The sequence below is a fragment of the Enterobacter sp. 18A13 genome (assembly GCF_007035975.1).
Taxonomy (GTDB): domain Bacteria; phylum Pseudomonadota; class Gammaproteobacteria; order Enterobacterales; family Enterobacteriaceae; genus Enterobacter; species Enterobacter vonholyi.
The window spans coordinates 4,583,317-4,596,366 of the sequence record NZ_AP019634.1; the positions used below are offsets into that span (position 1 = coordinate 4,583,317).

Genomic DNA, 13,050 nt, shown 5'->3' on the forward strand with positions numbered 1-13,050 from the left:
GGATCAGTGGCTTTTTACCTGCCGGGTGGCGCGTGCGCTTACCCGGCCTATAGATTGACCGTATTACTCTTCTTTCGCACCGCGCATAGCACGTTTACGATCGTTCTCGGTCAGGTGACGTTTACGGATACGGATAGACAGCGGAGTCACTTCTACCAGTTCGTCGTCATCGATGAATTCCAGAGCCTGCTCCAGGGTCATCTTGATCGGTGGAACCAGAACCGTTGCTTCGTCAGTACCGGACGCACGCATGTTGGTCAGTTTCTTACCGGTCAGGCAGTTTACGGTCAGGTCGTTAGAACGGCTGTGAATACCGATGATCTGGCCTTCGTAAACTTCAGCACCGTGACCCAGGAACAGCTTACCGCGATCCTGCAGACCGAACAGCGCAAACGCAACCGCTTTACCCTGACCGTTGGAGATCAGTACGCCGTTGTTACGCTGGCCCACTTCGCCCGGACGCACGTCGTCGTAGTGGCTGAAGGTGGAGTACAGCAGACCGGTACCGGAGGTCATGGTCATGAACTCAGAACGGAAGCCGATCAGGCCACGGCTTGGGATCACGTAGTCGAGACGTACGCGGCCTTTGCCATCTGGATTCATGTTTTTCAGGTCGCCTTTACGCTCACCCAGCGCCTGCATCACAGAACCCTGGTGCTGCTCTTCAACGTCCAGCGTCACGTTTTCGAACGGCTCTTGTTTACGGCCGTCGATTTCGCGGAAGATAACTTTCGGACGGGAAACCGCCATTTCGAAACCTTCACGACGCATGTTTTCGATCAGAACAGACAGGTGCAGCTCACCACGACCAGAAACGCGGAATGCATCAGCGTCTTCGGTTTCTTCAACACGCAGCGCAACGTTGTGCACCAGCTCTTTGTTCAGGCGGTCAAGGATCTGACGAGAGGTAACGAACTTACCTTCTTTTCCACAGAACGGAGAGGTGTTGACGTTGAAGAACATGGTAACGGTTGGTTCATCAACAGACAGGGCTGGCAGCGCTTCCACGTTCTGCGGATCGCAGATGGTGTCAGAGATGTTCAGCTCGCCCAGACCGGTGATAGCGATGATGTCGCCCGCTTCAGCCAGATCGCTGTCGATACGCTCCAGACCCAGGTGAGTCAGCACTTTGCCAACTTTACCGTTACGGGTTTTGCCTTCGCTATCGATGATAGTAACCTGCTGGTTTGGCTTCACTTTACCGCGTTTGATACGGCCGATACCGATGACGCCAACGTAGTTGTTGTAGTCGAGCTGGGAGATCTGCATCTGCAGTGGACCATCCAGATCAACATCCGGTGCCGGTACGTGATCGACAATCGCCTGATACAGCGGGGTCATGTCTTCCGCCATATCTTCGTGATCCAGACCCGCGATACCATTCAGCGCCGAAGCGTAAATGATAGGGAAGTCCAGCTGTTCGTCGGTCGCATCGAGGTTAACGAACAGGTCGAATACCTGATCAACAACCCAGTCAGGACGTGCGCCAGGACGGTCAACCTTGTTGATAACAACAATTGGTTTCAGGCCATGGGCAAATGCTTTTTTGGTCACGAAGCGCGTTTGCGGCATTGGGCCGTCAAATGCGTCAACCACCAGCAGCACGGAATCCACCATGGACATCACGCGCTCAACTTCACCACCGAAGTCGGCGTGCCCTGGGGTATCAACGATGTTGATACGGTAGTCATTCCATTTAATCGCGGTGTTTTTCGCGAGGATGGTAATCCCACGCTCTTTCTCCAAATCGTTGGAGTCCATCACACGCTCTTGAGTTTCGGCACGCGCATCAAACGTACCGGATTGCTGCAGCAGCTTATCAACCAGGGTAGTTTTACCATGGTCAACGTGCGCGATGATGGCGATGTTACGCAAATTTTCGATCACAACTTTGCCTCAGGCATTAGAAATAGCGCGTTATTGTACACGGATTAATCGCACTACAAAACAGGATCACAAACATCCTCCGCAAACAAGTATTGCAGAGATGCTTTGTGATCGCTTTCACGGAGCGAAAAAGGGCACTTTAACGTAAATTGCACCAATATGGTGCTCAATGTTCACATTGAAGCACTATACTGGTGCAACAAATCCATCGTGGTGCAGCCCTTTTGCACTATGGTGCGCATGATAACGCCTTTTTGGGGTGATTTAAAAGTTGGCACAGATTTCGCTTTATAAAAATTACATGGCAACAGCCAGTACAAACAGAAACTGAAGACCTCGTTACCACGACGACAATGACCAATCTGGAGAGTTAAGTATGTCCGCTGAACACGTTTTGACGATGCTGAACGAACATGAAGTGAAGTTTGTTGATCTCCGCTTCACCGACACCAAAGGTAAAGAACAGCACGTCACAATCCCTGCTCATCAGGTGAACGCCGAATTCTTTGAAGAAGGCAAAATGTTTGACGGCTCCTCCATTGGTGGCTGGAAAGGCATTAACGAATCCGACATGGTTCTGATGCCAGATGCAACCACTGCGGTCATTGATCCGTTCTTCGAAGAACCAACCCTGATCATCCGTTGCGACATCCTCGAGCCAGGCACGCTGCAGGGCTACGACCGCGACCCACGTTCTATCGCGAAACGCGCTGAAGAGTACCTGCGTTCTACCGGCATCGCAGACACCGTTCTGTTCGGGCCAGAGCCAGAATTCTTCCTGTTCGATGACATCCGTTTCGGTGCTTCTATTTCTGGCTCCCACGTTGCTATCGACGACATCGAAGGTGCATGGAACTCCTCCACCAAATATGAAGGTGGTAACAAAGGTCACCGTCCTGGCGTTAAAGGTGGTTACTTCCCGGTTCCTCCGGTCGATTCTGCACAGGACATTCGTTCCACCATGTGTCTGGTGATGGAAGAGATGGGCCTGGTTGTTGAAGCTCACCACCACGAAGTGGCGACTGCGGGTCAGAACGAAGTGGCAACCCGCTTCAACACCATGACCAAAAAAGCGGACGAAATTCAGATCTACAAATACGTTGTGCACAACGTTGCGCACCGTTTCGGTAAAACCGCGACCTTCATGCCAAAACCAATGTTTGGCGACAACGGTTCCGGTATGCACTGCCACATGTCTCTGTCCAAGAACGGTACCAACCTGTTCTCTGGCGACAAATATGCTGGCCTGTCCGAGCAGGCGCTGTATTACATCGGTGGTGTTATCAAACACGCTAAAGCGATCAACGCCCTGGCGAACCCAACCACCAACTCCTACAAGCGTCTGGTCCCGGGCTACGAAGCGCCAGTGATGCTGGCCTACTCTGCACGTAACCGTTCTGCTTCTATCCGTATCCCGGTGGTGGCGTCTCCTAAAGCGCGTCGTATCGAAGTACGCTTCCCGGATCCAGCGGCTAACCCATACCTGTGCTTCGCAGCACTGCTGATGGCAGGTCTGGACGGTATCAAGAACAAGATCCACCCGGGCGAAGCGATGGACAAAAACCTGTACGACCTGCCGCCAGAAGAAGCGAAAGAGATCCCACAGGTTGCTGGCTCTCTGGAAGAAGCCCTGCAGGCGCTGGACGCAGACCGCGAGTTCCTGACTGCAGGTGGCGTATTCACTGACGACGCTATCGATGCTTACATCGCCCTGCGCACTGAAGAGAACGACCGCGTGCGCATGACTCCGCATCCGGTTGAGTTCGAACTGTACTACAGCGTTTAATTAAGTTGTTTTACCCGGCGTGACAAGCGCCGGGAGTAGTTGCCGTGGAAACTTTTAGCCCATCTCCGGATGGGCTTTTTTCTCCACCAACAATCTGATCTCACGCGCTTTTTACGCCGAAAACGCTATACTGCACTAAATTAGTGCAAACGACTCCAGGAGACTGCTGAATGGCAACTGGCACGCTGCCCGATGCTGGGCAGATCCTCAATTCTTTGATTAACAGCATTTTGCTGGTCGATGACGAGCTGGCCGTTCATTACGCCAACCCGGCGGCACAGCAGCTGCTTGCCCAAAGCGCACGTAAACTATTCGGTACCCCGCTTCCGGAACTCCTGAGCTACTTTTCGCTGAATATTGGCCTGATGCAGGAAAGCTTACAGGCAGGCCAGGGTTTCACCGATAACGAAGTGACGCTGGTGATCGACGGGCGCTCGCACATTCTGTCGCTAACCGCGCAACGTCTTCCCGAAGGCCTGATCCTGCTGGAAATGGCGCCGATGGATAATCAGCGTCGACTGAGCCAGGAGCAGCTTCAGCATGCGCAGCAGATTGCAGCCCGTGACCTCGTGCGCGGTCTGGCGCATGAAATCAAAAACCCGCTGGGTGGGTTACGCGGCGCGGCGCAGCTTCTGACCAAGGCGCTGCCTGACCCTGCGCTGGCGGAGTACACCAACGTCATCATTGAGCAGGCGGACCGTCTGCGGAATCTGGTAGACCGTCTTCTCGGTCCGCAGCAGCCGGGAATGCACGTCACTGAAAGCATCCATAAAGTGGCTGAGCGGGTGGTGAAGCTCGTCTCAATGGAGCTGCCGGAGAACGTCACGCTGGTACGTGATTACGACCCAAGCCTGCCGGAACTGGCCCATGACCCGGACCAGATTGAGCAGGTCCTGTTGAACATTGTGCGCAATGCCCTGCAGGCGCTGGGACCTGAAGGCGGCGAGATTATTTTACGCACCCGCACCGCCTTCCAGCTCACGTTACACGGCGTGCGCTACCGGCTGGCCGCCCGAATCGACGTTGAGGATAACGGGCCCGGCATTCCATCGCATCTGCAGGACACCCTGTTCTACCCGATGGTCAGCGGCCGTGAAGGCGGAACCGGCCTGGGCTTATCCATTGCCCGCAGTTTGATCGACCAACACTCTGGAAAAATTGAATTTACCAGTTGGCCGGGACATACCGAGTTTTCGGTTTTCCTGCCGATTAAAAAATAAAGGTGACGTTTATGCAACGAGGGATAGTCTGGGTAGTCGATGACGATAGCTCCATCCGTTGGGTGCTTGAACGCGCGCTCACAGGGGCGGGATTAAGCTGCACGACGTTTGAGAGCGGCAGCGAAGTGCTCGACGCACTCACCACTAAAACGCCCGATGTTCTGCTGTCGGATATCCGTATGCCGGGCATGGACGGGCTGGCGCTGTTAAAGCAGATCAAACAACGCCACCCTATGCTACCGGTCATCATAATGACCGCGCACTCCGATCTGGATGCCGCAGTGAGCGCCTATCAGCAAGGGGCGTTCGATTACCTGCCCAAACCGTTTGATATCGACGAAGCGGTGGCGCTGGTTGAGCGCGCGATTAGCCATTATCAGGAGCAGCAACAGCCGCGCCACGCGCCCGATTTTGGGCCAACCACCGACATCATCGGCGAAGCGCCGGCGATGCAGGACGTGTTTCGCATTATTGGCCGTCTGTCCCGCTCGTCCATCAGCGTCTTGATTAACGGCGAATCGGGCACCGGTAAAGAGCTTGTGGCGCATGCACTGCATCGCCATAGCCCGCGGGCAAAAGCCCCGTTCATCGCCCTGAATATGGCGGCGATCCCGAAGGATTTAATTGAGTCCGAACTGTTCGGCCATGAAAAAGGGGCATTTACCGGCGCAAATACCATTCGCCAGGGGCGCTTCGAACAGGCTGACGGCGGCACGCTGTTCCTGGATGAAATCGGTGATATGCCGCTGGACGTTCAGACCCGCCTGCTGCGCGTGCTGGCCGACGGGCAGTTTTATCGCGTGGGCGGCTATGCGCCGGTGAAAGTGGACGTGCGTATTATCGCCGCGACCCACCAGAACCTGGAGCAACGCGTGCAGGAAGGCAAATTCCGTGAGGATTTATTCCACCGTCTTAACGTCATCCGCGTTCATCTGCCGCCGCTGCGTGAACGTCGGGAAGATATTCCCCGCCTGGCGCGTCATTTTCTGCAGGTGGCTGCCCGCGAGCTGGGCGTGGAAGCCAAGCAGCTTCACCCGGAAACCGATGCCGCTCTGACGCGTCTGGCGTGGCCGGGCAACGTGCGTCAGCTGGAAAACACCTGCCGCTGGCTAACCGTGATGGCTGCCGGTCAGGAAGTGCTGATTCAGGATTTACCGGCCGAACTGTTTGAGGCGACCGCGCCGGAAAGCAGTAGCGGACACGCGCTGCCGGACAGCTGGGCGACGCTGCTGGCGCAGTGGGCCGACCGCGCGCTGCGTTCCGGTCATCAAAACCTGCTTTCTGAGGCTCAGCCTGAGATGGAGCGTACGCTGTTGACCACCGCGCTTCGTCATACGCAGGGTCACAAGCAGGAAGCCGCTCGCCTGTTGGGATGGGGTCGCAATACCCTGACGCGCAAGCTGAAAGAGCTGGGAATGGAATGATCTCACGCCGCTGTGTAAAGGTTATTAATTGAACGCAAATCGTCGTTATTTTGCGCTTTACTGTTCCGATGAGTTTTGTATGATCGTGCCCGGAAATTGGGGGTGAATATCATGCTGGAAACATTCGTGAATATGCTCTCTAGCGGAGCCGCTGAAAGCCACACGCCACAAACAGCCGTTGCGGCTATGTTGTGCGCGGCGCTGGTTGGGCTGTTTAGCTAGCGAGTTGGCGATGAAAAGCCGGGTGACGCTTCGCTTACCCGGCCTACATTTCGCACTTTTGTAGGCCGGGTAAGGCGAAGCCGCCACCCGGCATCACAGTTTAAATAACTCGCGAGAACTGCTGCATTCGCGCTTTCTGACGCAGATACGCGTCAAAGCACATGCAGATATTACGGATCAACAGACGCCCTTTCGGGGTGACCTCTATCGCTCTCTCCGACACATCCACCAGCCCGTCTTTCGCCAGCGGCGCCAGCAGCTTCAGATCTTCCGCGAAATAATCGCTGAAGTTCAGTTCCCACTGCGCTTCCACATCGCTGAAATCGAGACGGAAGTTGCAGATAAGCGCCTTAATCACATCGCGACGGATACAGTCATCACGCGTTAACGCAATGCCGCGCCACAGCGCGTTGCCAGTCTCATCAACCTGCTGGTAATACAGCTTCAGCTCTTTCTGGTTCTGCGCGTAGCAGTCGCCAATCATGCTAATGGCGGAGACACCCATTCCCAGTAAATCGGTATCGCCCTGGGTCGTGTATCCCTGGAAGTTACGGTGCAGGACCCCTTCGCGCTGAGCAACGGCCAGCTCGTCATCCGGACGGGCAAAGTGATCCATGCCGATAAACTGATAGCCGGTTTCGGTCAGCGAGGTGATGGTTTCCTGCAGGATATCCAGCTTCTGCTGGGCAGAAGGAAGATCGGCATCTTTGATTTTGCGCTGGGCGGCAAACAGCGTTGGCAGATGCGCATAGTTAAAGACGCTCAGGCGGTCCGGGTTAAGTTCAGCCACGCGCTTCAGCGTGAAGGCGAAGCTTTCCGGCGTTTGCTTTGGCAGGCCGTAAATCAGGTCAATATTGGTCGAGGTGAAACCAATCTCACGCGCGTGAATGAGTAAGGCAAAGATAAATTCTTCGTCCTGCTCGCGGTTCACCAGACGCTGAACCTCTTTATTGAAATCCTGTACGCCCATACTCAGTCGGTTGAATCCTTCTGCGCGTAAATGATCCAGGACATCCAGCTGAATTTCACGCGGATCGACTTCGATCGAGATCTCAGCGTCAGCATTAAAACTGAAATTGCCGCGCAGAAGCGCCATCAGGCGGCTTATTTGCGCTTTGTTCAGATAGGTTGGCGTACCGCCGCCCCAGTGAAGCTGGCTCACGTGACGGCCTTTAAACAGCGGCGCGCGATGAACAATTTCCTGTTCGAGCGCATCAAGATACTGGTCGGCTTTATGCTGCTGGCGGGTCACGATTTTATTGCAGCCGCAGAAGTAGCAAAGCTTGTGGCAGAACGGAATATGGACGTAGAGCGACAGCGGACGCTCAGGATAGCGCGCGACAGCCTGCTGGAAATCACGCTCTCCGAAGGCATCGGAGAACTCCAGCGCGGTGGGGTAAGACGTATAACGCGGCCCGGAATAGTTATATTTCTGGATTAGGGCCAAATCCCAGTCGATAGTTGATGCTGACATGCTCACTCCTTCCGTTGGTGTCGCGTTCGTATACGGCGGCCCGTTCTGACCCCATTGCGGGCCATCATTCGGGTGCGCAGCCACTTCTGTCGCCGCGACAACCGCCGTAGTTTAACGAATAACCACACCAGATAACATATAACCGGAAGGGTTATAAGCAGGACTATCGTGCCTGCCGGGTGCAAATGTTAGTTTCCACCCTTCAGAAGACGCATCATATCTTCCTGCTTCTCGTCTTCTTCTTCATCTTCGTCATCGTCGTATGACAGGCCCAGCTTCTGCATCAGTTCATCAATACGATCCAGTTTGGCATCCACCCATGACTGCTCTTCAGCGGTCAGGGTTTCACCCTCTTCAAGACGTTCCAGCAGCGCGTCCAGGCGCTCATCGTTCTCCAGCAAATCCAGCTCAGCCTGCGGTGAAAGCATAGGTTTCTCGCTCTTTGGTTTGTGCTGCTTAGTGACCGGGGTGTCTGTCACGCCCAGTGGAATGGGAGTTTTACTGCCGATACGAGGATCTTTCTGCTGCCTGCCTTTTGCAGAAGAGCCCGCTGCACCACCACCGTTGGCACGGCTACCCGCAGCATGACCGCGATGTTTTTTGTCGCGTTTGCGGTCGCGCGCTTCCTGGTTCAGTTCTTCGCGCGTTTTGCGGCGTGCTTTTGCAGGGCGTTTCGCGCCCGCAGCGGAGGTTGGTTTTTTCATGATGTTTTATCTTTAAGTCGTTTTCTTCAGTATAGAATTGCGGCGAAATCTAGCAGAAAGCAAGCAAAGAAAAAAGGCGACAGAGCAATCTGTCGCCTTTTTTCCTGACTCACAACCCTTAGCGGGTCAGACATTCCATGTTTGCCAACAACAAACCCTGTTTATCCCTTGGCTAATACCGTCCGTGATACGGTTCCATTTCCTTTTAAAACGCCTCCAGGCGCTGGTCGTCCTGACAATCCTGCGTCTTCGCCTCCTGGCGCTCCTGACCCTAATCCTTAAGTCGATTTCCTGTTGGCTTCCTCGCCCTGACGCACACTTTACCTTGTTCCGTTAAACTAACAAGCAACGAAACGGCATAAAAAGAGATTTTCAGACAATTACCCGAAAATAAGCTTATGATTTAAAACAGTTTGCATTTTTTAACGCCTGCGAATTCTCTGAAATCTCCCATAGCATCACTGGCCGATCTCTCACACCGATGGGGGCATTCGCCTACACGGCATAGTAATCAGAAAAGCCTTTTGCCTGCATTCGGGTATAATCCCCTTCAGATTACGATTTTGGAGACGACCACGTGACTACCTGGAACTACCAACAGACGCATTTTGTCACCAGTGCGCCCGATATTCGCCACCTGCCTTCTGATACCGGTATTGAAGTGGCCTTTGCTGGCCGCTCCAATGCGGGGAAATCCAGCGCCCTGAATACGCTGACCAATCAGAAGAGCCTGGCGCGTACCTCAAAAACACCTGGCCGTACCCAGCTGATCAACCTGTTTGAAGTCGCAGAGGGCAAACGCCTGGTCGACTTACCGGGCTACGGTTACGCGCAGGTACCGGAAGAGATGAAAATCAAGTGGCAGCGTGCGCTGGGTGAATACCTGGAAAAACGTCTGTGCCTGAAAGGTCTGGTGGTGCTGATGGATATTCGTCACCCGCTAAAAGATCTCGATCAGCAGATGATCGACTGGGCTGTAGCAAGCGATATCGCCGTACTGGTGCTGCTGACGAAAGCCGATAAGCTGGCGAGCGGCGCGCGTAAAGCGCAGGTGAATATGGTTCGCGAAGCGGTGCTGGCGTTCAACGGTGATGTGCAGGTTGAGCCGTTCTCCTCGCTGAAAAAGCAGGGCGTGGACAAGTTGCGTCAGAAACTCGATACCTGGTTTAGCGAGATGGAACCCGCGAAGGAAGCGGAAGAAGAGTAATACCGGGCGCGGCAATGGCCGCGCTTTTTTTGCCTGAACATTTCTTTGCCGCAATAAAAAACGCCCCAGTCATTACTGACTGGGGCGGCTAAAATATTCAGCCAAATCCGATTACGTGAAGTAAAAGGTCTGAAAGATAGAACATCTTACCTCTGTACCCTACGCCGATAACTCTACCCCTTTTTGTGCTGCAGAAAAAGCACTTTTTGTAGTTTTTTTTCATTCTTTACATAGGGAATTCTAATGATCGTCACAAAACGCGCGTTCTAATGTTGCAAACTTACATAAATAGCGCGTTATGCGAAGAATCGTTAGTGAGCCTGATCCCAGTTTTCACCACTTCCCACTTCCACCAGCAACGGCACATCAAGCGTCATGCTGCTTTCCATCAGTTCGTGGATCTTCTTCGACACGGCGTCGAGGTCGTCCTTGTGCACTTCAAATACCAGTTCATCGTGTACCTGCATGATCATTTTCACGCGAGGTTTCTCTTCTTGCAGCCAGGCATCAACAGCGATCATTGCACGCTTAATAATGTCCGCCGCGGTACCCTGCATCGGGGCGTTGATCGCCGCACGCTCTGCGCCAGCGCGGCGCGCCGCGTTGCTGGATTTGATGTCCGGTAGGTAGAGACGGCGGCCATCCAGGGTTTCGACGTACCCTTTTTCCTTCGCCTGCGCGCGTGTGCGTTCCATATATTCCAGCACGCCCGGATAACGCTCGAAGTAGAGATCCATATACTTCTGCGACTCTTTACGCGGAATGTTGAGCTGGCGTGAAAGGCCGAACGCGCTCATGCCGTAGATCAGACCGAAGTTGATCGCCTTAGCGCTGCGGCGCTGTTCGTTGGTCACGCTGTCCAGCGGCAAGCCGAAGACTTCCGCCGCGGTTGCCCGGTGGATATCCTTCCCTTCGGCAAACGCGGTAAGCAGGCCTTTGTCACGGGACAGATGCGCCATAATGCGCAGTTCGATTTGCGAGTAGTCAGCAGAGACAATCAGATAATCCTCTGGTGCGATGAAAGCCTGGCGAATACGACGGCCCTCTTCGTTACGTACCGGGATGTTCTGCAGGTTGGGATCGGTTGACGAGAGACGACCGGTCGCCGCAACAGCCTGATGATACGACGTGTGCACGCGACCCGTTTTCGGGTTGATCATAAGCGGAAGCTTGTCGGTGTAGGTCGACTTCAGCTTCGCGAGACCACGGTACTGCAGAATCACTTTTGGCAGCGGGTAATCCAGTGCCAGCTCTTCCAGCACCTCTTCAGAGGTTGACGGTGCGCCGCCAGGGGTTTTCTTCAGCGGCTTGATACCCTGCTTTTCAAACAGAATGGTTTGCAACTGCTTCGGTGAAGAGAGGTTAAACGGCTCGCCTGCAAGCTCATGCGCTTTTTGCTCAAGCTCGGTCAGGCGCTGCGCCAGCTCCCCGGAGTGGTTATACAGCACCGTTGGGTCGATTTTCACGCCGTTGCGTTCAATGCGGGATAGCACGGGCACCAGCGGCATCTCGATATGCTGGAACACGTTCAGCGGACCTTCGTGCTTCTGCAGTTTTGGCCACATCTTCAGATGCAGCTGCAGCGTGACGTCAGCATCTTCCGCCGCGTAGCGACCCGCCTCTTCAAGAGCAATCTGGTTAAAGGTGAGCTGATTTTTCCCTTTACCGGCAATCTCTTCGAAGGTGATCGTTTTGTGCTTAAGCCAGCGGTCAGATAAGGAATCCATATCATGGCGGCCCGCGACGCTGTCCAGAATGTAGGATTCAAGCATGGTGTCGAAGGCGATCCCACGCAGTTCAATGCCGTAGTTTTGCAGAATGCCGCGGTCGTACTTGAGGTTTTGCCCAACCTTGAGCGCCTTTTCGTCTTCCAGGATCGGCTTCAGCAGCTCAAGCACGCGTTCACGGGAGAGCTGCTCCGGCGCATCCAGGTAATCGTGCGCCACAGGAACGTAGGCTGCAATACCCGGCTCTGTCGCAAATGACAGGCCAACCATATTGGCTGAGATGTTATCGAGACTGTCAGTTTCGGTATCAAAGGCAAAGACCGGCGCCTTTTTCAGCTTCTCGATCCAGGCGATCAGCTGTGACTCTTCAAGAATGGTTTCGTAGTTGTCGAATGAAAGCGCCACGGCTTCTTCTTCAGCCTGATCTTCTGCTTCAACAACAATCGTCTCCTTCGGCTTTGCAGCAGGTTTGGCCCCTTTTGCCTGTAGCCATTTACCGGCTTCCACGTCGGTGATCCAGCGCTTGAATTCGTATTTCTTAAACAGGCTCAGCAGATCGTCAGCAGAAGGCTGTTGCACCTCAAGCTGCTCACAGCCCAGCTCCAGTTCGACATCGGTTTTGATTGTAGCCAGCTTATAGGAGAGATAAGCCACCTCTTTGTTCTCTTCCAGTTTTCCGGCCATGGTTTTTGCGCCACGGAAGGAGAGCCCGGCGATTTTGTCTGATTCCGCGTAGAGCGTATCCAGCCCGCCCAGCCCCTGAAGCAGCGCCTGCGCGGTTTTCTCACCAACGCCAGGGACACCCGGGATGTTATCCGAGGAGTCGCCCATCAACGCAAGGAAGTCGATAATCAGCTCAGGCGGCACGCCATACTTAGTGACAACCTCTTCAGGCCCCAGAATGGTGTTGGTCATGGTATTAATCAGGGTGATACCTGGCGTCACCAGCTGCGCCATATCTTTATCACCGGTGCTGATCAGTACAGGACGACCCATCTTTTCTGCTTCACGCGCCAGCGTACCGATGACGTCATCGGCTTCAACGCCAGAGACGGCCAGCAGCGGCAGCCCCATCGCTCTTACCATGGTGTGCAGCGGTTCAATCTGCGCACGCAGATCGTCAGGCATTGGCGGACGGTGAGATTTGTAATGCTCAAACAGCTCATCGCGGAACGTTTTGCCTTTCGCATCAAAGACCACAGCCGCATGGGTTGGCTGGTACTGAAGGATCAGGCTGCGCAGCATGTTCAGCACGCCGTACATTGCGCCGGTGGGTTCCCCTGCGCTATTGGTCAGAGGAGGAAACGCATGGTATGCCCGATACAGGTAAGAAGAGCCATCGACGAGAATAAGAGGGTTTTCTGGGATCTGAACCATAATGTCCGTGCCTTTAATCAAT

General features: G+C 54.2%; 10 protein-coding genes. 5 read left to right on the forward strand and 5 right to left on the reverse strand.

Annotated elements, in window-relative coordinates; all coding sequences use genetic code 11:
• Positions 1-63: 63 nt before the first annotated feature.
• Positions 64-1,887, reverse strand: coding sequence for a ribosome-dependent GTPase TypA (typA, locus tag FOY93_RS22160; protein WP_008501854.1), 1,824 nt, complete (start codon positions 1,885-1,887; stop codon positions 64-66).
• A 376-nt stretch (positions 1,888-2,263) separates the two neighbouring features.
• Here typA and glnA point away from each other — a divergent pair, with 376 nt between their 5' ends.
• The 4 genes from glnA (at position 2,264) to FOY93_RS22180 (ending at position 6,539) form a co-directional block, all read left to right on the forward strand.
• Complete coding sequence (glnA, locus tag FOY93_RS22165) at positions 2,264-3,673, forward strand: glutamate--ammonia ligase (RefSeq protein ID WP_008501856.1); 1,410 nt, start codon at positions 2,264-2,266, stop codon at positions 3,671-3,673.
• 170 nt (positions 3,674-3,843) lie between these two features.
• On the forward strand, positions 3,844-4,893 hold the full coding sequence (glnL, locus tag FOY93_RS22170) for a nitrogen regulation protein NR(II) (protein WP_008501857.1): 1,050 nt from the start codon (positions 3,844-3,846) through the stop codon (positions 4,891-4,893).
• Between the two features lie 11 nt (positions 4,894-4,904).
• Positions 4,905-6,317 (forward strand): nitrogen regulation protein NR(I), encoded by a 1,413-nt coding sequence (glnG, locus tag FOY93_RS22175; RefSeq protein WP_008501858.1) that lies wholly within the window; start codon positions 4,905-4,907, stop codon positions 6,315-6,317.
• A 111-nt stretch (positions 6,318-6,428) separates the two neighbouring features.
• Positions 6,429-6,539, forward strand: coding sequence for a YshB family small membrane protein (locus FOY93_RS22180; protein ID WP_136196048.1), 111 nt, complete (start codon positions 6,429-6,431; stop codon positions 6,537-6,539).
• Positions 6,540-6,639: 100 nt separating this feature from the next.
• On the opposite strand, the gene hemN is transcribed toward FOY93_RS22180, so the two are convergent.
• Both hemN and yihI read right to left on the reverse strand, forming a co-directional pair.
• Positions 6,640-8,013 (reverse strand): oxygen-independent coproporphyrinogen III oxidase, encoded by a 1,374-nt coding sequence (gene hemN, locus FOY93_RS22185; protein ID WP_143345683.1) that lies wholly within the window; start codon positions 8,011-8,013, stop codon positions 6,640-6,642.
• Between the two features lie 188 nt (positions 8,014-8,201).
• The gene (yihI, locus tag FOY93_RS22195; protein WP_143345684.1) at positions 8,202-8,717 is read right to left on the reverse strand and encodes a Der GTPase-activating protein YihI; all 516 of its coding nucleotides are present in this window, start codon (positions 8,715-8,717) and stop codon (positions 8,202-8,204) included.
• Between the two features lie 577 nt (positions 8,718-9,294).
• Between yihI and yihA the strand changes: the two genes are divergently transcribed.
• Complete coding sequence (gene yihA / locus FOY93_RS22200) at positions 9,295-9,924, forward strand: ribosome biogenesis GTP-binding protein YihA/YsxC (protein ID WP_136196050.1); 630 nt, start codon at positions 9,295-9,297, stop codon at positions 9,922-9,924.
• A 97-nt stretch (positions 9,925-10,021) separates the two neighbouring features.
• Here the strand turns inward: yihA and spfP are convergent, their stop codons facing one another.
• Positions 10,022-10,069: a small protein SpfP gene (gene spfP / locus FOY93_RS24135; RefSeq protein ID WP_071892919.1), complete on the reverse strand. Its 48-nt coding sequence runs from the start codon at positions 10,067-10,069 to the stop codon at positions 10,022-10,024.
• A gap of 166 nt (positions 10,070-10,235) precedes the next feature.
• On the reverse strand, positions 10,236-13,028 hold the full coding sequence (gene polA / locus FOY93_RS22205; RefSeq protein ID WP_143345685.1) for a DNA polymerase I: 2,793 nt from the start codon (positions 13,026-13,028) through the stop codon (positions 10,236-10,238).
• Between the last annotated feature and the right edge of the window lie 22 nt (positions 13,029-13,050).